Genomic DNA, 25,659 nt, shown 5'->3' on the forward strand with positions numbered 1-25,659 from the left:
CATTGCATTAATAGCATACACTTCTTGCCACGCACGCATTACAAACCTAAGCCATTATTATCCGCTATTACTCGAGTTTAGGATAAATAAAACGGCTCCCCGGCAGATGTTATAAAATAACCCTGTTTGTCTGTCTGGGCTATTTCTGCCCATTGATAAAATACACTTCTTGCCACGCGTGCACAGCACCCATAAGGGAGTTGTATATAAGGCACGGCTGCATCTTTGTAGTCTTGTATATATATAGGTTGCTCAGCACTGATGAGCCATTGTCTGTCTAGGTTATCTATACAACAAAGCACTTGTCCTTGCTCGGTATTTTCAAATCGCCAGGCAACAATAATAAAGGGGGCGTCTTCAACCGTGATGGCTATTTTTTCGACTGGCGTTTTTAAATAAAACTGCTCACCCTCTTTACACAATACCGAGGCAAACAGCTTTACCATAGCCGGGCGTGTTATTTCACTGCCAGCATAAAACCATTGCCCTTGGTCGTTAATAACCATTGGCAATGATCCACAGTGGGTTGGTTGCCAACTATCAAAAGGTTTGTTTGGCTCGCTTAATTGCTTGCTTAGTTGGCTAAGGGAAATCACTGCTTTTTAAATGTCAGTGCAAAAGTAACAGGTACGGCAGTCGCAATTGACGGTAAACCCGCTAATTTTTGTAATTCCATAATGCCCTCTGTAATTGCAAAATCATTACTATTAATAATAATAGGACTGAAAGAAGACACACTTAAATCACCATTTTCTGCACTGCTAACCAGCACATCTATAGTAAGCGGCTTTTTATTACCATGAAAATCAAGTTCCGCATTAATCCCTTTAAGCACATACTGGCCAGGTTTTTTAATACTGCTGAGCTGCGATGCTAGATCTGCGGTTAATATGGCATTTGCAAATGTATCGGCTTCAAATAATAATTTTGTTAAACGCTCATTACGAATGGGGATCAGTGTTTCTGCCGAGGTTAAGTCTACATTTACACTAAACTCACCTTTATCTGATAACTTGCCTTCAATATTAGTAAAGTGATTTGCTTCAGCAATACTATTTTTTTTGATAGAAACAAAGCTTAATTGGCTTTTATCGTTTACTAACTGCCAATCGGCCTGAGCGATATTAGAAATAACTAAACTTGATAACGACAAACCTGCAATAGCTAATGCTTTAAACATGACGAATTCCTTCTATAAATGAACAATACCCCATTCATTAGAACCACAAATGAATAGAAAGTACTTTTTATGAGCTTATGATGGTATCACCTAAAGGATTAAGTGTAATTATAGAATAATAAATGGGGAATAATTAAGGTTAGGAATAAAAAACGGCCCATCAAATATATGATAGGCCGGTATAGCAAACTGGGGAGAAGCTATGAATAATTGCATCTTCGCAGATGCATCATCAACAGGATGTCCTACAGGATGAGGACGGCGCGACTTTAACAAAAGCCAGCGCACTAGTACAATAAAATTCTAGATAATTTGTGTATATTTGCCAACACCTTATGATTTAACATCGGTCTTTTCTTTAGTTAACTTTTACGTAACTAATGCGGCTATTTATTTAAGTAATTAATATTTTTAAACTGACATAAAAAAAGTGCCCTTAGGCACTTTTTTGTCATTTTATTATATAAACTTAGTGAGCCTGTTCCCAGTTGTCGCCTTCATCAGCTTCAACTATAAGTGGTACATCAAGAGTAGCCGCTTGCGACATTAGTTCGCAAATATGCTTTGTGTAAGCATCAACACAGTCTGTTTTAATTTCAAATACCAACTCATCGTGTACTTGCATTAATAGCTTAACGGTATTGGGAGCTTGCTCGTATACCCAACTGTGTACACTTAACATTGCCTTTTTAATGATATCGGCAGCAGTGCCTTGCATTGGCGCATTGATTGCTGCGCGCTCAGCTCCTTTTCTTCGTGCACCATTTTGGGCTTTTATTTCTGGTAAATATAAACGGCGTCCAAAAATAGTCTCTACATAACCGCTTTCAGCGGCCTTTTCACGCGTTGTTTCCATATACTCTAAAACACCTGGGAAACGCTCAAAATATTTATCAATATAATGCTGCGCTTCATGGCGTGGCACATCCAGCTGGCGTGCTAAACCAAATGCCGACATGCCATAAATTAAGCCAAAGTTAACCGCTTTAGCTTTACGACGCATATCGCTGGTCACTTCTTCTAAACTTACACCAAATACTTCTGCTGCAGTGGCACTGTGCACGTCTAAACCATTAGCGAACGCACTTAATAAACCTTTATCTTGTGAAAGATGCGCCATTATACGTAGCTCAATTTGGCTATAATCGGCAGCGACAATTTTATAGCCATCGGCCGCTATAAACGCTTCACGAATACGACGCCCTTCTTCTGAGCGAATTGGAATATTTTGTAAATTAGGATCGGTTGAACTTAAACGCCCAGTTGCCGTTACGGCTTGATGATACGAGGTATGCACACGCTGCGTTTTCTCGTTAACCATTAACGGTAATTTGTCGGTATAGGTTGATTTAAGCTTTGATAAACCACGGTGCTCAATAATTACTTTAGGCAGTGGATAGTCGTGCGCTAATTCTTGTAATACTTCTTCTGCGGTAGAAGGCGCGCCTTTAGGCGTTTTTTTAATTATTGGCAGTTCCAGTTTTTCAAACAACAATACTTGTAGTTGTTTTGGAGAACTTAAATTAAATGGTTCACCCGCTATTTCATACGCTTCTTTTTCCAGCTCCAATAAACGCTCGCCTAAGCGTTGGCTGTGCGCAGCAAGCATTTTGCTGTCTATTGCTACACCAGTGCGTTCAATATCAGAAATAACATTAACCAGTGGCATTTCTATATCTTCGAATACTGATTTTAGTTTTTCGTCAGCGGCTAATTTTGGCCATAAAACTTGGTGTAAACGCAGCGTAATATCTGCATCTTCAGCGGCATAGGGGCCGGCTTTATCTAGCTCTACTTGATTAAAAGTAAGTTGCTTTTTACCTTTACCAGCAATATCTTCAAAGCTGATATTTTTATGGCCTAAAAATTTAAGTGCCAGTGAATCCATATCATGGCGCGTACCCACACTGTTAAGCACATACGATTCAAGCATGGTATCAAACTTAATACCGTTTAATTCATAACCCGCATTTGCTAATACGCTTTTATCGTATTTAAGGTTTTGCCCTACCTTAGCTTTTTTGGCATCGGCTAGAATAGGTCCTAATTTTTGCATTACAAACTCAAGGCTTAGTTGCTCAGGTGCACCCGGATAGTCGTGAGCAACGGGTAAATAAGCAGCTTCACCGGCTTTTACCGCAAAGCTCATACCTACTAACTGTGCTTGCATGTAATCAAGGCTGGTTGTTTCTGTATCAAAGGCAAATAGCTCAGCATCATTTAGCTGCTCTATTAATGCATCAAACTGGCTCTCGGTTAAAATAGTTTCGTATTGTGCCTCTGCTACTTTTGGTACTTCGTTAGCCTCAGTGGGAACAGCTAAGTGTGTTTCGGTATCTTTAGGGTTATCGAGTAACTCAGCTAACCAACGACGAAATTCACATTCACCATAAAGCGCAATTAGCTCATCTTTATTGGGCTCTTGTAACTTAAAGGTATCAAGATCCGACTCAACCTCAACATCACACTTAATAGTGGCAAGTTGATAGCTTAAAGGCAGATGATCTAGCGCAGCTGCTAACTTCTCTCCTATTTTACCTTTGATCTCGCTGGCATTATCCATAACGCCCTGTAGCGATCCGTATTTTTCTAACCACTTAACCGCAGTTTTAGGACCACACCCTTCTACCCCTGGAATGTTATCTACTTTATCGCCCATTAAAGCTAAATAATCGATAATAAGTTCTGGGCCCACACCAAACTTTTCAACTACAGTAACAGGATCCGAGATACTGTCGGTCATGGTGTTTATAAGCGTTACATGTTCATTTACCAACTGCGCCATATCTTTATCGCCGGTAGAAACCAGTACGTGGCGCTTTTGCTCTGAAGCTATGCGCGCAAACGTACCAATTACATCGTCGGCTTCAACACCTTCAATGCTAATAAGCGGAAAACCCATTGCCTTAATAATACGGTGGATTGGCGCTATTTGCGTGCGTAAGTCATCTGGCATTGGCGGACGGTTCGCTTTATATTCGCTATACATGTCATTTCTAAAGGTTTTGCCTTTAGCGTCAAATATAACCACCATATGCGAGGGATCATATTGTCTGATCAAACTTTTTAGCATGTTGATCACACCATATATCGCTCCGGTCGCTTCACCTTTTGAGTTAGTTAAATGTGGCGGTGAATGATAAGCACGAAATAAATATGAAGAGCCATCAACTAAAATAAGTGGGTTTTCGGGGATCTGAGCCATGGTGAATTTGGATCCTAAATACAAAAAGTAAGATAATTATAAGCATGCCATAAGGCAGTGAATAAAACGACTGCGAATTAATACTACTGATGTTGATTAATTCAGAACAAACTGTGGATAACTTTGTAGATAACAGCCACAGACCATTCTTCCAAAGCATTAAAAAACGCTTAGAAATAAAGTTAACTGGTTGTTTTTACTAAAAAAGATAATACGAGGTTCTTTTTTTATTATTTTTTTACCAATGTGGAAAAAAGTTTTAAGCGTTACATCCGCTGTTAGTCATTGCCATTATTTGCATCCATTTAAATAACTGGACGAGCATTCTAGCATAATGGATCAAAGATCATAGCGATCCTTTATAATTTTTTTCACTGTGGTTGATCACCAAATGGCATATACCCTATGATCACTCGCTTAGCGAACAGTAACTATACAAATAATTTTTCAAACAGATTATTTTTGCCATGTTAAACTTGAAGGTCTGTTGATCTTTCAAGATTGAGTTTGCAGCAGTGTGTTTGGTATTTAGACAAGGCAGAGCCTATGTGGTGTGGTTATTCCCCATAAATAGGCGATAACGCAGCATTAATACCAAACATGCGCTGCCCGAAGGGTTCTGTCTAGGGGCGATTAACTCTTTGTTAGGGGCATGAGCAGGATGCAAAAGCTTTGCTCTGTTTTTACTTATTTACACATAGATGTAAGCCAGTAGAATAACGCAGGAGCAGTTATCGAGCCTACTAGGTTACAAACCTCGCGCCGCGATCAAATCGCTCCTAGTTTGAACAAATTTTAATCCGCAAAGGTTAACAGACCCTAATCTATCGAACTAAATTTTAGTTTGCCGACTTAAACGGAGCAGATAAAAAATGAAAAAAGTTGCAGTAATTTTAGCCGGTTGTGGCGTTTATGATGGTAGTGAAATTAATGAAGCCGTTTTGACTTTATTACACATAGCAAAAAATGGTGCAAGTTATCAATGCTTTGCACCCGATATAGCGCAGCATCACACCATTAATCACCTCACTGGTGAAGAAACCACCGATAATCGTAATGTACTTGTAGAAGCAGCGCGTATTGCTCGCGGCGAAGTAAAAGCGATTACTGAGCTGGACGTTACACAGTTTGACGCTTTAATTGTACCGGGTGGTTTTGGTGCTGCAAAAAATCTATCTGACTTTGCTATAAAAGGGCCACAGGCAAGTATTAATGCTGACGTGTTACATGCCTGTAAAGCGTTTGCCAATACCAATAAAGCAGCGGGCTATATGTGTATTGCTCCTAATTTAATTCCTTTTATTTATCAGCAAGCACACCTAACTATAGGTAATGATAGTGACACAGCTAATGCACTTAACACCCTAGGTGCTCAGCATGTCACCTGCGCAGTAGATGATATTGTTGTAGATCAGCAGTACAAGCTAGTAACAACACCAGCCTATATGCTGGCACAATCTATACTCGATGCCGATGCTGGAATAGCTAAACTGGTGAGTGAAGTGCTCGCACTAAGCTGATTTTTGATCAATATGATCTATTTAGATTTTTGTAACTTAGAATAACAGTTACTCTGTTTAACCATTTAGTAAACTGCTGTTTTTATTGAGTTAACGCAATCTTTAGTCGATTTAATCAATAAAATCTACTCTTAGCATTTTATAAATTGCTTAGGGGAGTTATAATTGTTTTAAATTCCGTCATTTACAATCGTGATTGATCACGTTCAAATTGAAGTGGGCAAGGCAAAATGAAAAAACTATCAGCTGCAGCATTACTAATGCTAGCAACCACCGCATACGCACAGCCATATGATAACTCTATGACTGCCGATGCAATCAAAAAACGTCTCGCACCGATTGGTGCTGTATACCTTGAGGGTGACAAAGTGGCCGCTCCTGCAGCCCCTACTGGCCCACGTTCTGGCGAGCAAGTATATCAAGCTTCATGTTTTGCGTGTCACGGTACTGGTGCGTTAGGCGCACCTAAATCGGCTGATGATTGGTCACCTCGCCTTGCTAAAGGTAATGATGTATTACTCGATCACGCACTGAATGGTTTTAATGCAATGCCGCCAAAAGGTACTTGTATGGATTGTTCTGAAGACGAAATTAGTGCCGCAATTAACTTTATGACAACTAAGTAAAAGCCTACTAAAATCAATAAATAAAAAGGTTTACCTAAGGTAAGCCTTTTTTAATGCTTTTTATCTACTTTTAACCGCTATTTTAACGAATATATACTTGACGCTAATAGTTAAAAATGAAATTATAAGCGCAATTAGTATACAATAAAAACACAGCTGGTTAACATCATTGGAAGATAAATTAACAGTACCTAGTAACTTAGCGCATCAAAATAAACGTCTTAAAGCGCTACTGAAAAAGTACAAGCATGCACATCATCTACAAAATGCCCTGATCCTATTATCAGAGCAAGCCAGCACGGTTGCAGAACTTACCTTACTCTATCCCGCTATACACGATATTTTGCAAAAGTACGTACCAAGCAAAAGTTTTTATGTTGTACTTTCCAACAGACACACAAACTTATTAGAACTTTCTTATTTTTCAGACGAAAAAGATGGTCTTGCTATTGCCCTTAATCAGCATAATAGTTTTAACGAAGGTGCAACTGGTTATGTATTTAAACAAGGTAAAACAACCTACTTTACTAAGCAACAAATGCAAGATGCTGCTAATAATGGTTTATTTAAAGCTTTAGGTACGCCTGCTGAGCACTGGATTGGCGTGCCTGTATTTCAAGAAAAAAGCATTATAGGCGTACTTGCAGCACAAAGTTACGACACAGAGCAAGGATACAGCCCTCAACAAATACAATTACTAGAGGTTATGTCGCTGTACTTAGCTACCGCAATAGAGCGAGTAAAAAAGCGCGAGCAACTCGAAGCCGAAGTTAAAATTCGCACCCAAGCACTTACACAAAGTAACGCAGCGCTTAACCTTGAAGTCGAACAACGTAAACGAGCCCTACAACGCCAGCAAATTTTATTTAAAATATCGGAGCTGGCAACACAAGCTAAAAATATTGATGATGTATATTTACAACTGCATGAAATTATAAAGTCGATAACCTATGCTGATAACCTTTATATTGCACTTTATAACAAAGATTCTGGCTGGCTAAGCTTTCCTTATTACGTAGATGAATTTAAAAAGAACCCTCAATCAAGGCGTTTTTCTAAAGGCTATAGTGAGCTGGTAATTAGCACCGAAGAAACTCAGCTTATACATCCCGATAGAGCAAAAGCGCTTATACAAGATGGCACAGTACAACGCACTTCACCTGTGCCTGAAAAGCAAATGGCTACTAGTTGGCTTGGCGCACCATTAAAAACATCACAAGGTGTTATTGGTTTAATTGTTTGCCAAGCGTATAACAATAAACATATTTTTAGCCAAGATGATTGCGAACTCATCACCTTTGTATCCCATCAAATTGCTACAGTATTACAAACAAAATTAGCTAATATCGCACTTAAAAAGAGTCATCAGGAGCTTGAGTTTCGAGTTGACGAAAAAACTAAAGAGTTACGCCAAGCTAACCTACATTTACAAATGCAAATTGATGAGCGAAAAAAAATAGAGCAGCAGCTTTATCACGACGCGCATCACGACTCGCTGACCGGTTTAGCTAACCGAAGCTTATTTTTAACTCAACTTGAAAAAACCCTGCAAGAATATCATCGCTTTGTAGAGCAACACTTTGCCGTATTATTTATTGATTTAGATAAGTTTAAAAGTATTAACGACCAACTTGGCCATCATGCCGGGGATCAGTTTTTAATTAGCGTGAGTAAGCTATTTTCGCAGTGTATTCGCGAGCACGACTTATTAGCGCGCTTAGGGGGGGATGAGTTTGTAATTTTATTGACTCATTTAACCGAGCCTCAACAAGCTGAAGATGTTGCTAATAGAATCATTAACTTAATGGCAGAACCATTTTGTTTTAAAGGCTCGTCACTGCAAAGTGGTGCAAGTATTGGTATAACTTACTCTAACCAAAGCTATAAAAATACGGATGAAATAATTCGTGATGCCGATGCCGCTATGTACTACGCTAAAAACTCAGGTAGAAACCGCTATGAGCTATTCCACCCGCTATTAACGCAAGCAATACCAGAGCAGCAATCACCAGTACTGCATTACCTTGAACAGCTACCAATGAATTTTAGAAGTTCTGAGATCATTACTCTTGATGAAAATTGCCAGTCTGAGTCATTGCTAGAGGCATTTGGCGAGCACCCTATATTGGGCTATACCAGTTTTGATATTCTAAAAAAGTTTGCCTGCGATAAAGAGCAACATCTTAATGTTGAACTTCAGCTACTGCAACAAGCATACACACAAACAAGTAACGCTAACTTAAACGTCGGCTTACTACCTTGCTCTAGTTTGTTATTGGCCCATCCTGAGTTTAATTTATTTACTGATGCTTTGAGCCAATGCGAAAACAAAACACAGCTTTGCTTACTCTTTGACGAGCAAGAAATTCGTTATGCTAGTGCAACACAAATTGAAAATTTAAAGCAATTATCTTTAAACGGCTACTCTATTGGGTTAAATAATTTTGCTAAAGATAAATGCGAGCTTAACTTACTTAGCGAAATTGATTTTGACTACCTACTACTAAGCTCAACATTTAGTAAACGTATTTTGCAGCAAGCTAGCTACGACCTACAACTGCAGGGCGTACTTGCCATTACTAAAATTAAAAACACTAAAGTAATAGCAAAAGGCCCTGCTATATTAAATTTTAGAGCTCTATTAGATAAACACGGTCTAGGATTTTTTATCGGTAAACAGTCTGCACTTAACAGTAGCTTGCAGCCCTCTATTAGTCACTCTGAATCACTGCAACGTTAACCAATTTATTCAGGTTTTTTAAGCATAGCGCGTAGATTAGCCACACGCGCCTGACCTTTTTCCATTCGCTCGGCTTGGCTATTAGGTGCTTTTTTATTCTCGAATGCTAAATCGTCTTGTGGTAGTTCTTGTACAAAACGACTGAGCTCTGTTTGTGATGTTTCGCCAAATTGACGACGTATTTTAGCATAAGTTAAGGTGAGCTCTTGTTGAGCTCGGGTGATCCCAACATACGCAAGGCGACGCTCTTCATCTACGTTGTCCTCATCAATACTTACCTGATGCGGTAGCAAGCCCTCTTCCATACCCACCATAAACACGTACGGATACTCTAGTCCCTTTGATGCATGCAAGGTTGATAACTGCACCGCGTCGGCTTCATCTTCTTCTTCGTTACGCTCTAACATATCGCGTAATGTAAGTTTGCTCACTACTTCGGCCAAGGTCATGGGCTCGTTATCGGCGTCGCCGGTTAGCATGTCGGTGATCCACCGATATAACTCCGATACGTTTTTCATCCGCATTTCAGCCGCTTTGGCACTAGGTGATGACTCGTATAAATACGCTTCGTAGTTAATGTTACGCACTAAATCTTTAACCGCTTCTAGGGTATCACCGCGCACCGCGTTGTCTGATAGCTCCACAACCCAACGTGCAAACCCAGTAAGTGCGTTCAAACCACGCCCTTTTAGCCTATAACCTAGGTCATTATCAAAACAGGTAGCAAATAAACTCATGTGCTTTTCATTTGCGAGCGTGCCCAGCTTTTCAAGTGTCACCGTGCCTATTTCGCGCCGTGGTGTATTTACTATTCGTAAAAATGCATTGTCATCATCTTGATTAACCAGCAGCCGTAAGTAGGCCATAATATCTTTAATTTCTGAGCGCGAAAAAAACGACATACCACCGCTAATTTTGTATGGAATACGGTTACTCATTAACGATTTTTCAAAGCCTCGCGCTTGGTGATTACCGCGATATAAAATAGCGTAATCTTTGTAGCTAGTGCGTTTCATAAACTTATGCGAAATAATTTCAGCCACTACGCGCTCAGACTCATGCTCTTCATCACGACAACCAATTACTTTTATTGGCTCACCATAACCGAGCTCACTAAACAGCTTTTTTTCAATGTCGTGCGGGTTGTTGGCAATTAATATATTAGCCGCTTTTAGTATTCGCCCTGCACTACGGTAGTTTTGCTCCAGCTTAATAAGTCTAAGCCCGGGGAAGTCTTTACTTAATAACACTAAGTTTTGCGGACGCGCACCGCGCCATGAATATATCGATTGATCGTCATCGCCTACCACAGTAAAGCGGGCACGTTCACCTACTAACAGCTTAACAAGTTGGTATTGGCTGGTATTGGTATCTTGGTACTCATCCACCAGCAAGTATTTAAAGCGTTGCTGCCAGCGCATCCGTGAAGTGGCATTATTAGTAAGGAGCAAAGTAGGGATCATTATTAAGTCATCAAAATCTAGTGCATTGTAAGCACGTAACTGGTTTTGATAGCGACCATAAAGCTGTGCAAATAATGCTTTTTGTGGCTCTTGCGCTTCGCGGATTGCTTGTTCTGGTAAAATTAATTCGTTTTTCCAGCTACCAATTGCCATTTTTAATAGCTTGAGTAGGTCTTTATCATTTTTAAGTTCGTCTTCGGTTAAATCATTTAATAACTGGTTGGTATCTTGATCGTCAAATAGCGAAAAACCCGGCTTAAAGCCCAGTGTACTAAGTTCTTTTTTGATAATTTCTAAACCCAGCGTATGAAATGTAGATACCCAAAGCCCTTTGGCATCTTGCTTGCCAAGTGTTTGCAAAACACGCTCACGCATCTCTTTAGCAGCTTTATTGGTAAAAGTAACCGCGGCAATATTACGCGCTTTATACTCACACTGTTTCACTAAATATGCGATTTTATTAGTAATAACACGCGTTTTACCAGAGCCAGCTCCAGCAAGCACTAAGCATGGCCCACTAATATATTTTACCGCTTCATCTTGTTTAGGATTGAGTTTCATAACGACCAAAGAGATTTAAAAAGACGGGCAATTTTAACGTAACCATTACAGCGAGCATAGCAATTGCACTAATTAATTCGATAAAGATCAACCTGTGTTAAATACACTGGCTATAAGGTAATATTAGTTATTATAAATTCTGGGCAACAGCCAAGGGACGAACATGATTAATCCAGCAAAACTTGAAGAAATTGCAAAGCAAATCACTAGTAATATGCCACAAGGCGTAAAAAACTTAGCCGATACACTCGAAGGTAAAACCAAACAAGTTTTACAAAACAAGCTTGCTGAGATGGACTTTGTAAGTCGTGAAGAATTTGATGTACAAAGCCAAGTACTGATCCGTACACGCGAAAAGCTAACTGAGCTTGAAGCTAAAGTTGCACTGTTAGAGCAACAACTTAGCACTCAGCCAAATGCTGAATAATATATACGCTTAAAGTAAAAAAGCAGCCAAGGCTGCTTTTTTGTTTTGTAATAGTGCTAATTAATTAAATAACTTGAACTCTGGTTAAGGAATTTACTAACATATTGAATTATAATTATATTTATTTTCTCTAGCCAGAAGTTTTCAGTGAAAACAAGGCGAATTTATGCGTCAATAGCTGGCCTATTGCAAGTAAATTCAACGCAGTTAGCGCTGAAAATAGCTGCTTGAGATAGATTTATTATCCGGAGCTCAGGTTAAATAGCTCATCAAGTACATAGTAAGCTAAATTGCTCTGCTGCGCGCAACTCACAACCAGCATTTTTTGCGCTACTTGCTCCCCAGTTATTGGTTTATAGCGTTTTAAAAGTGGCAGACGAGTTATAATGGGTAAAATAACACTGCCAATTTTCTCAGCCACTCTAAACCGCTTACGGTTACCTAATAATAACGACGGCTGAAAAATACTGATACGTGCAAAAGGCAGTTGCTTAACCTGCTGCTCTAGTTGCCCCTTCATTTTTAAATAAGGGCTAGTGCTGTGCGCATTTGCACCACTTGATGACACCAAGCAGTAATGTTGCACACCATTACTTGCGGCTAATTGCGCGGCAATAAATTGATAATCAAAATCAACTCTTCGCTGCGCCGCAATTGAGCCGGCTTGCTTTTTAGTAGTACCTAAACAAGAAAAAAACACATCGCCTTTAAATAATGCAGCATATTGAGTTAACTCATCAAACTCAATTATATGATTAACGAGTTTTGGATGACGTATGCTTAGCGCACGACGGCTTAAGGCAATTACATTAGAAAAATACGCGCTTTGTAGTAACTTTTTTAATAACTCATTTCCTACTAACCCTGTTGCACCTATAATTACCGCCGTTTTTGTCATCGCTTTAATTATCCATGGTCAAGTTTTGAAAACACGTGTTGCACGGCTTTTTTATAAGTGTCGGCTTCTTCTGATGCACAAGTTACTACTGACTCTAGGTCATGTAGGTGGCCATTTTCTAGGCCGTAAACCCAACCATGAATCGATAAACTTTGTCCACGTGCCCATGCGTCTTGTACTATATTAGTACGCGCTACATTACGTACCTGCTCAATTACATTAAGCTCTATTAAACGGCTTAAACGCTCTTTTTCAGGCACTGCATTTAATTGCTCTAGGTGCTTCTCTTTTACATCACCAACATGGCGCAGCCAATTATCAATAAAGCCAAAGCGGGCTTCATCTAGTACTGCTTGTACACCACCACAACCATAATGCCCCACCACCATAATATGTTTAACTTTTAATACTTCAACAGCATATTGCATTACCGATAAACAGTTATGATCTGTATGTACAACTACGTTTGCTACGTTACGATGTACAAATAGCTCACCTGGGAGTAAATCTACAATTTGATTGGCTGGCACGCGGGAGTCGGAACAACCAATCCATAAGTACTCTGGATTTTGCTGCATTGATAGTATTTTAAAAAAGTCAGGATCCGCTTTACTAGTGCGATCTGCCCAACGTTTATTATTGTCGAATAAATTTTTTAGCTTTCTCATTGCATCTCTTTTCAGTTCGAAGACGGGTAATTTGCCAAGATCAAAATATTGCGCGGTGTTAACTGTTTTGCGCAAAACGTTTTAATACTGACTTGATAGCCTTGCTGCTGTAAATATAAAGCACGATCGAGCACAAGCCAAACTTCTATTGCTCTTCTGAACACATGTCGAACCAGTTCAATACGATCAGTTACTTTTATTTTGTCCTGCCCAATAAGTAAAAACTTATTATAATCAATCTCTTGTGTCAACTTTAACGACTTTTTGTCTGCAGCCCATGCACAAAACGATTTAAATGAATCTGAAAACACCGCCTTGTTAACCGACGGCACACTGACGTAATGTTGCTCATTAGTAATCGATTTTCGCAGGGCATCAAACCCGAGTCGCCATGCAACTTCAGTGTTACGCACTTTAACTATGCGTGAAGGCGCGGTGACCATTTCTTGAAGTGCGAGCTTTAAGTCGCGATGAGTTAAGTTAAGGAGACTTTGTTGTGCAAGCGTACTCATTGCTAGGTAATTATCTGGGGTAAATAAATGATAACAACAAGGAGAAAAACTAATGTTAGAGACTTTAGCTACACTGGCCTGCTGCATAAAAGCTTGATGTAAACCGCCGCAAGCATGTAAAGCGACTGCGTGCATATCGGCTTTAAAAAAAGCAGTAATGTCATCCTTCAATACATCTGCTTGGCTAAAGTGCATAGCTAAGCCTTGCTGCTTTGCACTGTGCTGCCCTTGCTCACATAATTGCGGTTGCAGCTCTATACTGTGCACGCTTTTAGCACCATTAAACGCTAGCATACGCCCGAGGTGTCCTTTACCCGCGCACCATTCTAAAACAGGCTTGGTACTACTGGGTAAAGCCGCTACAAAATCTTGCAGCTGCTGAAACTTCCGCCCTTTTATACCGTTACTAAGCCAAAACGGATAGTCACTGCGCGTTAAGTTCGCTGTTGGTAACTCACACAAATTTACCAGCTGTTCAAGTTGCTCAATATGCGGCTCAAAAAATTGATATAACTGTTCTTCATTGCCATCTAATTGGGCAACTTCTTCATCCGTTAAATTATTTAAAGGCTCTTGTAGCTCAGGCCAAGGTAGTGCATCAAAATCAAATGCCGTACATTGCCAATATTGGCGATTACGCATAAGGAGAGAATCAAGTGCAGAAAACTGCTCAGCTAAGGTCATATCAACTTAAAATAAATAAACACAATTAATTATAGCAGCTCAGCCCACTGTCATTAAGTGGTTATTTTTTGAAGATTAAACGTAAATACAGCGGGATAGAAATAATGCTGATAATAATTGCTGCCAGTAACATCCATGAAAGCTGTAATCTTTCGGGCTCCTGATACTTATATATAAAACTAGTTTTTACTTTGTCAAAATCACTTTGTTCAACACCATATAAATCAGCTATTAAGCGCCACTTTGCCATCGACATATTACCTAGGTGAGTACTGGGTACTGTAACATAGCCTTTTAATACCTCGGCTTCATAAGCTAGCTGATGGGGGCTTTTATGCGGTGCATATTGCTGAGTTACTGCTATCGCTTCATCCATATTCATCATTGCATAACGCCAGCCTTTAAGACTTGCCTGATAAAAGCTTTCTACTGTTTGCGGGTGGTTTTTAAGCATACTTTGGCTAGTAAACAAAATATCGGCATACAGATCCATACCGTACCTTTGCGGACAAATAAGTCTGTGGGCAATTCCTTGCTGCGCCATGTAATAAGGTAGGTCGGTTACATACACTTGCATTGCATCTACTTTATTGTCAATCCATGCGCGGGTCGGATTATCACCTTCATAATGGGCTAAGCGGTCGGTATTAATGCCACTGCGCTGGAGCATAATTAATAACTCAGTATTCTCTCTTTTACCGCTGGTAGTGACTCGTTTAGTAATAAAGTCTCGTGCATGAAAAATATCAGAGCTGTCTTTAACCATCCAGCAATAAGGGGAAAACTGCAATATAGCAGCCATTGCCACTAAAGGTTTACCGGCAATGCGTTGCTGTAAAACACCAGAATGACCAATGCCAAACTGCACCTCACCTTGTGCTACTGCATCAAAACTGTCGGGCATACTTAACTTGGCAGGGAGTATATTTACATCCAGCCCGACCTCTTTATAAAAGCCTTTATGCTTGGCCATATAATAGCCGGCAAATTGAAATTGATGAGTCCATTTTAATTGCAATGTAACCGGTTCTTGCGCCTGTAGCTGGCAACAAAAAAGCCCTAAAACAATGATTAGTCCTTTAATTAGCAACGAGTTCCCCTCAAAGCATATTATTATTTATTGATAATAATATGTAAAAAACATGATAAAGCAAGCACCTCAACGAGGTGCTTGTTAATAAAGAGGGTTATGCCGAAGCGAGTTTATCGACGTTTTTGCCCTGAGGCTGCGAGGTTAAAAACTGGGTAAAACACGGGTTATTTGTTTCATCTTGTACGTTATAGCCTAAGCGATTTAAGTGCTCATTAAACACATCAAATTGGCTTGGTTCAATTGCAAAACCTGCTAATACATTCCCCGTAGAGCCACCATGATTACGATAATGAAATAAAGTAATATTCCAATTACTGCCTAAGGTATCTAAAAAGCGTGCTAATGCGCCCGGGTATTCAGGAAACTCAAACTGTAATAAACGTTCATGTAATTGCTCAGGTGCTTTACCTCCAACCATATAACGCACATGTAACTTAGCGAGTTCGTTATCCGATAGGTCGCAAAATTGATAATTGTTATTGGTTAGATCTCGCTTTAACTCTTCTAGCTCTTGTAACCCTTGACGTAGCGCAATACCTACAAATATTTGCGCATCGCCGGGCCCTGCATAACGATAATTAAACTCGGTAATAGCGCGCCCACCTAACGAGGCACAAAATTGTTTAAAACTGCCTTTTTCTTCATTAATGGTAACGGCTAATAGCGCTTCGTTTTTTTCGCCAAGTGCGGTGCGCTCTGCTACATAACGTAAGCGATCAAAATTTAAATTAGCTCCTGAAAGCACGGCAGCTAAATGCAGCCCTTTTAACCCCGATTGCTGACTCCACTTTTTCAGCCCGGCAGTGGCAAGCGCGCCTGAAGGCTCGGCAATGGCACGCGTAGATACAAAAATATCTTGCATGGCGGCGCATATCTCATCGCTGCTTACGGTAACTACGTCGTCGCAAAACTTTTGCGCTAATCTAAACGTTTCAGTGCCAATAATTTTAACCGCCACACCATCGGCAAAACTACCAACTCTATCAAGCTCTACTGGCTTACCTGCTTTTAGTGCGGCTTGTAAGCAGGCACTTTCGTCGGCTTCTACCCCTATTACTTTAATATCAGGGCGCAGTGATTTTATATATACCGCCATACCAGCAAGCAAACCGCCGCCGCCAACGGGAATAAATACCGCATCAAGCTCGTTTAACTGCTGCATTAGCTCACGGGCTACTGTGCCTTGCCCTACAATTACGTCTGGGTCGTCAAATGGCGGTACAAATATACCGTTGAGTTGCTCTGTAAGTTCTAGCGCATGGGCTTTAGCGGCATCAAAATGATGACCATGTAATACTACTTCACCACCAAGTGCACGCACTGCACTTACTTTTATTTCTGGGGTAGTTACTGGCATAACTATAGTTGCCTGATGCCCTAAATGTGAGGCACTCAGCGCCACACCTTGAGCATGATTTCCCGCAGATGCAGTAATCACTACTGAGCCTTTAGGCAGCTTGTTAAGTTTATTAAATGCACCACGTAATTTAAATGAGTACACCGGCTGCTGGTCTTCGCGTTTTAGCCACACATGGTTGCCCAGCTTAGTACTGAGTTCGGCCATTTTGCTAACCTCAGTTACTTTAGCCAGCGGCTCCATGTTTGCTTGAATAATTGCACGAAAATAATCGAGTTCTTGAGAAACCATAATTAACTAAGCTCCTCTAGTTTGGCTAAATCGCGCACTGCACCTTTATCGGCACTGGTAGCAAGTAGCGCATATGCTTTAAGCGCAGATGATACATAACGCTGACGATCAAGCGGTTTATAAGCCTGCTTGCCACGCGCTAGCTGTTTTTGTTTACGAGCTTCGAGCTCTGCATCGCTAAGCGCTAAAGTAATTTCGCGAGTAGCAATATCAATAATTATTTTATCGCCGTTTTCAACGTAGGCAATCGCACCACCACTAGCCGCTTCTGGTGATACATGGCCAATTGATAAGCCTGATGTGCCGCCAGAAAAACGACCATCAGTGATCAAGGCACATTTTTCTGCTAAGCCTTTTGACTTTAAGTAACTGGTTGGATAAAGCATTTCTTGCATTCCAGGCCCGCCTTTTGGCCCTTCATAACGAATAACCACTACATCGCCGGCTTTTACTTCGTCGTTTAAAATACCTTCTACCGAATCATCTTGCGACTCATACACCACGGCAGTACCTTCAAAATGTAGCATGTCATCAACTACACCCGCGCTCTTTACAACACAGCCATCAACCGCTAAATTGCCCGACAGTACGGCTAAACCACCATCTTGACGAAAAGCGTGTTCAACACTACGAATACAACCATGTTCGCGGTCGTTATCGCCCTCATCCCAACGGCATTCTTGGCTCATTGCTTTAGTAGTGCGAATACCCGCAGGGCCTGCACGATAAAATTTGTGAGCAGCTTCGTTAGTTGGGTCTGTTGCATCCCACTTTTTAACTAGCTCAGCCATTGTTGACCCAGCGACATGATTTACCGACATATCAACTAAGCCTGCTTTACCCAACTCACGTACAATTGCCATCATGCCACCAGCGCGGTGTACATCTTCAATATGATATTCTGGCGTAGCGGGTGCTACTTTACATAAAAATGGCGTTTTACGAGATAGTGCATCAATGTGCGACATATCAAAATCAACACCTGCCTCTTGCGCCGCAGCAAGTAAATGTAATACCGTATTTGACGAGCCGCCCATGGCTATATCTACTACCATGGCGTTCATAAAGGCTGTTTTGTTAGCAATCGCGCGTGGCAATACTTCTTGGTTATCTTTTTGGTAATACTCGCGGCACAAATCAACAATGCGTGCGCCCGCTTCAACATATAATTGTTTACGGTCTTTATGCGTTGCTAGCGTAGTACCGTTACCCGGTAGTGCTAAACCAATGGCTTCAAGTAAACAGTTCATAGAATTGGCAGTAAACATGCCTGAACACGAACCACATGTAGGACATGCTGAGCGCTCCACTTGCTCTGAATCTGCATCACTTACCGACTCATCTGCACCTTTAACCATGGCGTCTACCAAATCGAGTTTAATATCGATATTAGCAAGTTTAGTTTTACCGGCTTCCATCGGACCACCCGATACAAATATAACCGGAATATTTAAACGCAACGCTGCAAGCATCATTCCTGGGGTAATTTTGTCGCAGTTTGAAATACAAATCATCGCATCGGCGCAGTGGCCATTAACCATGTACTCAACCGAGTCGGCAATTAGGTCGCGTGATGGCAGTGAATACAACATGCCACCATGGCCCATAGCAATACCATCATCTATCGCTATGGTGTTAAATTCTTTTGGCACGCCACCCGCTTGGGTAATGGTTTCAGCCATCAGTTCGCTCAGCTGATTAAGGTGCACATGCCCAGGTACAAATTGTGTAAATGAGTTTACAACCGCAATAATCGGCTTTCCGAAATCGCTATCTGTCATTCCTGTTGCACGCCATAATGCACGAGCACCTGCACGTTTTCGACCTTCGGTTGTTGTTGCACTTCTTAATTTTGCCATGGTTACCTCTGTTTTGCTGCTTTATAAGCAAGCATTCCTCATTCTTAGTTATTGAGTAAGTTTATTAACCCACTCTGCAATTGTTTACTGCGCGCACACTTAAACCGCTTGTTGCTGTAAATTTTGTAAAGTAACGGCTTTTACGTCCACCAGCTTATTTAGCTGGCTGGTTAATAAGTGAATTGGCTTATCGCTGTCTACCGTCATGGTTACATGGTATTGGCCATCGTCTATATTGAGTTGAAAATGGGTTAAGTCAAAACCACGATGACGTACTACGCGTAAAAAACGCTCTACAGCAATACTTTGATTTTTTAAGGCGATTGTTAAACTATGTTTCATTGTGCTTTCCCCGTCATCATTTCATCGTTAGCTGCACCTGGTGGTACTAGCGGCCATACATTTTCTTTATTATCAATACAGGCATGTACTATGTATGGACCTTTACTATTAACCAGTGCAGTTATTGCATCGTCAACTTGATTAGCATGGGTTATGGTTTGCCCTGGTATACCAAACACCGCTGCTAGCTGCACAAAGTCTGGATTATCTGAAAGGTCAGTTTCTGAGTAGCGCTCTTCAAAAAACAGTTCCTGCCATTGACGTACCATACCTAAGCGTTGGTTATCTAAAATAAGTATTTTTACTGGTAAATTATTACGACGAATTGTTGCCAACTCTTGAATGTTCATCATGATAGAGCCATCACCAGATACCGTAATAACAAAGTCATCGGGGCGCGCTACTTGTGCACCAATTGCCGCAGGTAAACCAAAGCCCATAGTGCCTGCACCACCACTACTTAAGTGATTACTGGGATGATTAAATTTCATATGCTGGGCCACCCACATTTGGTGCTGACCTACATCGCAGCACACGACACCCGTTTTAGGCATACGTTGGCTAAGTTGATTAAGTAAATAGGGTGCAAATACCTTGTCGCCCGGATAGTCGTAACGCCATGCATATTTAACCATCATTGCTTTGTTATAATCGCACCATGCTTGCGGAGTTACAAAGCACTCTAATGCAGGTAAGGACGTTTTTAAGTCAGCAATTAAAGAAGCTTTTGCTGGTTTACGCTTACCGACTTCTGCGGCGTCTATGTCTAAATGAATTACTTTAGCGTTTGCAGCAAACTTTGCTAAGTTGCCGGTAACACGGTCATCAAACCGCGCCCCAATACACACTAGTACATCGCATTCTTGCACCGCTAAGTTAGCAGCTTGGCCGCCGTGCATACCTAGCATACCTAAGTAATACTCGTAATCGGGTAACACACTGCCCAGCGCTTTAAGTGTGGCAACCGCTGGCATGTGGGTTTTATTTAAAAACTGCATCAACTGGGCTTGTGCATCCGCTGATTGCACTCCACCACCTACATAAGCAACCGGCTGTTTAGCTTCACTAAGCAGTTGATTAGCAATAGCAACTTGCTTTAAATCAAGTTCTGGTAAGTACTCGTCTGCTGCTAGCCAAGGCTGAAATGGCACTTGCGCCATTTGAATGTCTTTTGGGATATCTACGAGTACGGGCCCTGGGCGACCGCTTTGCGCTAAGTGCATGGCCTCTTGCAGTATTTCGGCTAAGTCTTCGGCTCGCTCTACCATGTAACTGTGCTTAGTACACGACAGCGACATACCTAACACATCTACCTCCTGAAAGGCATCTGAACCAATCGCTGCGGTAGGCACTTGCCCGGTAATTGCTAATAATGGCACTGAGTCCATCATCGCATCGGCAAGAGCAGTAATTAAGTTAGTGGCACCAGGGCCTGACGTTGCAAAACACACTCCTAATTTACCCGTACTACGAGCAAAACCTACTGCCGCAAAGCCTGCACCTTGCTCATGCCGAGTAAGGTAGTGCTTGACTGGCGCGCCATACAAGGCATCGTAAATTGGCATAATAGCTCCGCCTGGGTAGCCAAATACTTCTTTTACGCCGTGTTTGGCTAATAAATCTATTGTTAATTCTGCGCCTGTCATTAATAAAACCCTCATTCCTCAGTGACAATTCAATCACATATTTTGCCGCTAAAACCAAAAAGCCCCCCGAACGGTTAAGTGCGGAGGGCTTTTAAATGCTTAAGTTTTTTAAAGCACTACGAAGCCCTCGCGGGAATAATCACCACGATAATAATCAGGACTAGGTTTAGTGCGTTTGCAAGCATGTAATTAATACCAAATGTTGTTAAATTATCGCAAAGGTTATTCCTTTGCTCTCTTTTTATATTAATACCGTGCTGAGCCCTTTAAGTCAACATCAAATTCAATTCAAATAAAAGACAAATAAGCAATTTAAGTGGTTTTAATATTCACTATAATTACCTGCTATGGTTTTTTTATGTGAATAGTTAAGCGCTATAAATTCCCTATTCTAATATGCCCTTTTTATGGTTTGATTAATTTTTAATAATACTCTGGGAATAAATTTATTTTACCCCCTCAGGAAATGCGTAGCTTCTCTTAAGCAGTTCTTAAGTGTTGTTGCATAACATGGCGTTGTTGTTTTAAACGAGCCTAAATATGCATTCACTTAGTCCTATATCTACACAGCAAAAACTTAATCGTGGTAAACGGTTTTACATTCACTGTAGCGCCAACGCTTTTGTAGTAATGATTGCCTGCTACTATTGCTTGGTTATAAATATTCCATTCATTCATGGCTCTTTTAGCGCCATTACTTCTTTAGCTTCTTTTTCTTGGCTATTTTTATTTTCAGTACCGCTATTACTACTCTGCCTGCTAATTATATTTTTTTCGATAGTGTCGGTTCGGTGGTTATTAAAGCCACTTAATTACTTTTTATTGGTTATTTCCAGTGCAGTACTTTACGGCACCTTAAATTATGGCGTGGTGTTTGATTATTCTATGATCCAAAACACCTTCGAAACTGATTCAAGCGAAGCATTAAGCTATTTAAATCCGCAGCTTATTGGCTTTTTACTGCTGTTTTCTGCCCTGCCTGTTTTTGTTTTAAGCAAAATAAAAATACACTTTACCCGCCCTCACCAAGAAGTACTTAGCCGCGTAAAGCTAGTTGTAGCGTGTTTGGCGCTTATAGTATTGGTGGTTACAAACTTTTATGCCGACTATGCTGCAACGGGCCGCAATAACCGCATTTTGAAAAAAGAAATTATTCCATTTCAGTATCTCTCTAGCGGCTATAAATATATGCGCGATCAGCTGCTGTATACCAATATGGAATTTAAAAATATAGATGCTGCACCTACCCTAATTGCGCCTAATACCAGTAGCGTAACCGTAATAGTGGTTGGTGAAACTGCACGAGCAGAAAACTTTGCTTATCAAGGTTATAAACGTAACACCAATTTTTATACCCAAAAACACGGCGTTACTTACTTTAATAATGTGGCGTCTTGCGGCACGGCTACAGCGGTATCTGTACCTTGTATGTTTTCGTTGCAAACACAAACAAACTTTGATCGACTCGAAGCCGACAGCCAGCAAAACTTGATTGATTTGGCCCAGCACGCAGGCAGTGATGTACTCTGGGTTGATAACAACAGCGGCTGTAAAGACGTATGTACGCGAGTAGTTACTATCGACATACCTACAACAAAAACTACTTTATGTGATGGTAAGTACTGTTTTGATGAAGCGCTATTAGCTCCACTTAAACACAAACTGGCTAATTTAACCCAAGCTAACACCGTTATCGTACTGCATATGATGGGCTCGCACGGGCCAACTTACTTTAAACGCTACCCTGAACAATTTAAACAATTTACCCCAACCTGCGACAGAAGCGATATTCAAAATTGCTCATTTGATGAATTAGTTAATACCTACGACAACACCATTGCGTACAGCGACTTTGTTAACGCCCAAGTAATTGAGCAATTAAAAACGCTGCCAAACAATATAGATAAGCAATTTTTATATGTGTCAGATCATGGTGAATCTCTTGGCGAGGGCGGTGCTTATTTACATGGCTTTCCGTATAGCTTTGCGCCTAGCACACAAACCCACGTACCACTTTATATGTGGGCTGATGAGCATAATCAGCGCATTACCAATACCTGCTTAGCTAATTTAGACACCAATGCTGCACGCTCACACAACAATATTTTCCACACCCTTTTAAATTTAATTGGCATTAACAGCAAAACGTATCAGGCATCGCTTGATCTACTTGCGAGCTGCCAAACAACACCAAGCGAAATACAACTATGAGCAATAAAACCGTTATAAAACGCCAAGGCTTAATGCGCCTTATTTTTACCTTAAGCCATTCTTTTAACGGCTTAAAATGGATGAGTCGATTTGAAGCGGCGTTTCAACAAGAGTTAGCACTGTTTTCGTTACTTGGTGTGTTTGTGTATCTGCAAGAAATTGCACTAAGCGATAAATTACTACTTATAGCCAGCCTGCTTTTTGTATTGTTTGCTGAACTAGTAAATACGGCAGTTGAGGTTGTAGTTGATAGGATTGGCAGCGAATACCATGAGCTTTCGGGTCTCGCTAAAGATATAGCCTCTGCCAGTGTGTTTATAGCCATGTTAATTGCCGCACTTATTTGGTGGGCTGTATTATGGGCTTAAAGCTAAATTTTATACCTAAAATAACGGGGCTAATAGTTAAAGTAATACCTCAGGTGAAAAATGCACTTGGCCCGGTATGGATTTTTGTTGTATTTGCTGTTTTAGCCCTTGGCTTTTTAACACTTGCTCGCTTTGGTTTAAGTGTATGGCAAGGGGAGCGTGTATTTGGATCGCATGCGTGGTTTTCTATATTTGTAGGTGGTTTAAGAGTTGATATAGCCACTTTAAGCTACATTATTATGCCCGTATTGCTACTTACTTTACTGATGCAGAGCGTAGGTTGGCAAAATAAAATACGCAGCCTAATTAAAATTTACTTAGTGGGTATGTCTGCTTTACTCGTTTTTTTTGAAGTGATTACCCCTACATTTATAAACGAGTATGATTTACGCCCAAACCGCTTATTTATAGAGTATTTAATTTACCCTAAAGAAGTCTCTAAAATGATTTTTTCGGGCTATAAATTAGAAATACTTATTGCGGTTATAGCACTTATTTTAAGCTGCAAATTTGCAGGTAAAGTATTTAGCCATCAATGGCAAAGTAAGTCGTCACTAACAAGGTTAAATCAATCAATTTTAGCGTTAGTTTTAGTGTGCTTAACTATTTTAGGCGCGCGTAATTCATTAGGGCACAGACCACTTAACCCAGCCATGGTATCGTTTTCGACCGATCACTTACTTAACGACTTAACCCTTAACTCACTTTATAGCGTAGCATTTGCGGTAAAGCAGCTCTCTAATGAGCAATCTAGCCAAGATTATTACGGAAAAATGCCAGCAGATGAACTGCTCAGTATAGTGCGCAATAATATGCAAGATAGCCAAGCCACATTTACTGATAAAAGTGCGCCAACAAACACCTTTCATACCGCAACGAATAACACTAAACCAAAAAACCTAGTCATTATTTTACAAGAAAGCTTAGGGGCACGCTATGTAGGCACACTTGGCGGTTTACCGCTAACGCCTAATATTGACGCCCTTTATCAACAAGGTTGGGGGTTTGATAATTTATATGCCACTGGCACGCGCTCGGTGCGTGGTATTGAAGCGATAATTACAGGCTTTACGCCTACACCTTCGCGTGCAGTTGTTAAGCTTGATAAATCACAACGTGACTTTTTTACTATCGCTGACTTTTTAGCGAAGCAAAATTATAACACCCAATTTATTTATGGCGGCGAAAGCCACTTTGATAACATGCGAAGCTTCTTTTTAGGTAATGGCTTTAAAGATATTGTAGATACAAATAACTTTAATAAAATAGACTTTAATGGCTCGTGGGGCGCATCAGACGAAGACTTATACGACCAAGCTGATATCGAACTCACTAAACTTAAAAAACAAAATAAACCATTTTTAAGTCTTATATTTTCCAGCTCCAACCATAGCCCGTATGAATTTCCTGACGATAAAATAACCCTGTACGACAAACAAAAACAAACCCGCAATAATGCGGCAAAATACGCTGACTACGCGCTAGGTACATTTATTGAAAAAGCTAAAAAGTCGAGCTACTGGGACGATACGGTATTTATTGTAATAGCCGATCACGACTCGCGTGTATCAGGTGCTAGCTTGGTGCCAATTGATCACTTTAGAATTCCAGCGGTTATTTTTGGTAAAGACATTGCCCATAAACGCGATAATCAACTAGCCAGCCAACTCGATATTCCCGTTACTTTACTATCTTTAATTGGCGTAAGTGGCAAACACCCTATGATAGGCCATGATTTATCAAAACCTATTAGCGACAACAAACAACGCGCAATGATGCAATACGACAAAAACTTTGCCTATATGCACGACAATAAAGTGGTGGTGCTACAACCGCAAAAACCAGCAACCACCTATACGTATAGTAATAATCAGCTTGTGCCATGTAAAAACGATGAGCAACTGATTAAAAAAGCCCTAGCCCATGCCAACCTAGGTAACTTAGCTTATACAAATGGTTGGTATCATTAACAAAGTGACTTGATAATAAAGCCTTGTTAAAGTAACAA

General features: G+C 40.6%; 19 protein-coding genes. 7 read left to right on the forward strand and 12 right to left on the reverse strand.

The features are described from left to right. Window positions 1-77: 77 nt before the first annotated feature. From H5058_RS07815 to polA, 3 genes are all read right to left on the reverse strand, one after another. Complete coding sequence (locus H5058_RS07815) at window positions 78-596, reverse strand: DUF1285 domain-containing protein (RefSeq protein WP_182677566.1); 519 nt, start codon at window positions 594-596, stop codon at window positions 78-80. Continuing rightward, window positions 593-1,180, reverse strand: coding sequence for a YceI family protein (locus H5058_RS07820; RefSeq protein WP_011329398.1), 588 nt, complete (start codon window positions 1,178-1,180; stop codon window positions 593-595). The genes H5058_RS07815 and H5058_RS07820 overlap by 4 nt, the downstream gene beginning before the upstream one ends. A 469-nt stretch (window positions 1,181-1,649) precedes the next feature. Continuing rightward, window positions 1,650-4,385: a DNA polymerase I gene (gene polA / locus H5058_RS07825; RefSeq protein WP_086994718.1), complete on the reverse strand. Its 2,736-nt coding sequence runs from the start codon at window positions 4,383-4,385 to the stop codon at window positions 1,650-1,652. An 872-nt stretch (window positions 4,386-5,257) separates the two neighbouring features. Here polA and elbB point away from each other — a divergent pair. The 3 genes from elbB to H5058_RS07840 all read left to right on the forward strand — a co-directional run bounded on the left by elbB (window position 5,258) and on the right by H5058_RS07840 (window position 9,271). Next, window positions 5,258-5,905 (forward strand): isoprenoid biosynthesis glyoxalase ElbB, encoded by a 648-nt coding sequence (gene elbB / locus H5058_RS07830; RefSeq protein ID WP_089368823.1) that lies wholly within the window; start codon window positions 5,258-5,260, stop codon window positions 5,903-5,905. Window positions 5,906-6,135: 230 nt separating this feature from the next. Continuing rightward, a complete protein-coding gene (locus tag H5058_RS07835; protein ID WP_041454600.1) occupies window positions 6,136-6,531 on the forward strand; it encodes a cytochrome c5 family protein in 396 nt (131 codons plus the stop codon). Window positions 6,532-6,700: 169 nt separating this feature from the next. After that, window positions 6,701-9,271, forward strand: coding sequence for a diguanylate cyclase domain-containing protein (locus H5058_RS07840; RefSeq protein WP_182677568.1), 2,571 nt, complete (start codon window positions 6,701-6,703; stop codon window positions 9,269-9,271). 5 nt (window positions 9,272-9,276) lie between these two features. Here the strand turns inward: H5058_RS07840 and rep are convergent, their stop codons facing one another. Then, window positions 9,277-11,295 carry a DNA helicase Rep gene (gene rep / locus H5058_RS07845; protein ID WP_086994727.1) on the reverse strand — a complete coding sequence of 673 codons (2,019 nt, stop codon included), beginning with the start codon at window positions 11,293-11,295 and terminating at the stop codon, window positions 9,277-9,279. Between the two features lie 163 nt (window positions 11,296-11,458). On the opposite strand from rep, the gene H5058_RS07850 reads away from it, so the two are divergent. Further along, a complete protein-coding gene (locus H5058_RS07850; protein ID WP_086994730.1) occupies window positions 11,459-11,722 on the forward strand; it encodes a ubiquinone biosynthesis accessory factor UbiK in 264 nt (87 codons plus the stop codon). 241 nt (window positions 11,723-11,963) lie between these two features. Here the strand turns inward: H5058_RS07850 and H5058_RS07855 are convergent, their stop codons facing one another. From H5058_RS07855 to ilvG, 8 genes are all read right to left on the reverse strand, one after another. Further along, the gene (locus H5058_RS07855; RefSeq protein ID WP_182677570.1) at window positions 11,964-12,620 is read right to left on the reverse strand and encodes an NAD(P)H-binding protein; all 657 of its coding nucleotides are present in this window, start codon (window positions 12,618-12,620) and stop codon (window positions 11,964-11,966) included. A gap of 8 nt (window positions 12,621-12,628) precedes the next feature. Continuing rightward, window positions 12,629-13,288, reverse strand: coding sequence for a carbonate dehydratase (gene can, locus H5058_RS07860; RefSeq protein WP_086994736.1), 660 nt, complete (start codon window positions 13,286-13,288; stop codon window positions 12,629-12,631). Window positions 13,289-13,299: 11 nt separating this feature from the next. Beyond that, a complete protein-coding gene (locus H5058_RS07865) occupies window positions 13,300-14,484 on the reverse strand; it encodes a methyltransferase (protein WP_182677571.1) in 1,185 nt (394 codons plus the stop codon). Between the two features lie 61 nt (window positions 14,485-14,545). Beyond that, window positions 14,546-15,574 carry an ABC transporter substrate-binding protein gene (locus H5058_RS07870; protein WP_182677574.1) on the reverse strand — a complete coding sequence of 343 codons (1,029 nt, stop codon included), beginning with the start codon at window positions 15,572-15,574 and terminating at the stop codon, window positions 14,546-14,548. A 97-nt stretch (window positions 15,575-15,671) separates the two neighbouring features. Continuing rightward, complete coding sequence (gene ilvA / locus H5058_RS07875) at window positions 15,672-17,225, reverse strand: threonine ammonia-lyase, biosynthetic (protein WP_089368828.1); 1,554 nt, start codon at window positions 17,223-17,225, stop codon at window positions 15,672-15,674. 2 nt (window positions 17,226-17,227) lie between these two features. Beyond that, window positions 17,228-19,084, reverse strand: a complete 1,857-nt coding sequence (gene ilvD / locus H5058_RS07880; protein ID WP_182677576.1) for a dihydroxy-acid dehydratase — start codon at window positions 19,082-19,084, stop codon at window positions 17,228-17,230. Window positions 19,085-19,183: 99 nt separating this feature from the next. Continuing rightward, entirely contained in the window at window positions 19,184-19,426 is a 243-nt protein-coding gene (gene ilvM, locus H5058_RS07885) for an acetolactate synthase 2 small subunit (protein ID WP_058374304.1), read from the reverse strand. After that, window positions 19,423-21,072: an acetolactate synthase 2 catalytic subunit gene (gene ilvG / locus H5058_RS07890; protein ID WP_182677578.1), complete on the reverse strand. Its 1,650-nt coding sequence runs from the start codon at window positions 21,070-21,072 to the stop codon at window positions 19,423-19,425. Before ilvG ends, ilvM begins: the two co-directional genes overlap by 4 nt. A gap of 540 nt (window positions 21,073-21,612) precedes the next feature. On the opposite strand from ilvG, the gene H5058_RS07895 reads away from it, so the two are divergent. From H5058_RS07895 to H5058_RS07905, 3 genes are read left to right on the forward strand one after another with little or no spacing between them, the layout of a single operon-like run. Further along, window positions 21,613-23,283, forward strand: a complete 1,671-nt coding sequence (locus H5058_RS07895) for a phosphoethanolamine transferase (protein ID WP_182677580.1) — start codon at window positions 21,613-21,615, stop codon at window positions 23,281-23,283. Beyond that, complete coding sequence (locus tag H5058_RS07900; RefSeq protein ID WP_182677582.1) at window positions 23,280-23,651, forward strand: diacylglycerol kinase; 372 nt, start codon at window positions 23,280-23,282, stop codon at window positions 23,649-23,651. The genes H5058_RS07895 and H5058_RS07900 overlap by 4 nt, the downstream gene beginning before the upstream one ends. Further along, entirely contained in the window at window positions 23,642-25,621 is a 1,980-nt protein-coding gene (locus tag H5058_RS07905; RefSeq protein WP_182677584.1) for an LTA synthase family protein, read from the forward strand. The genes H5058_RS07900 and H5058_RS07905 overlap by 10 nt, the downstream gene beginning before the upstream one ends. The last annotated feature ends 38 nt before the right edge of the window (window positions 25,622-25,659 follow it).

Source organism: Pseudoalteromonas sp. SR45-4, assembly GCF_014163535.1.
GTDB classification, from domain to species: domain Bacteria; phylum Pseudomonadota; class Gammaproteobacteria; order Enterobacterales; family Alteromonadaceae; genus Pseudoalteromonas; species Pseudoalteromonas nigrifaciens.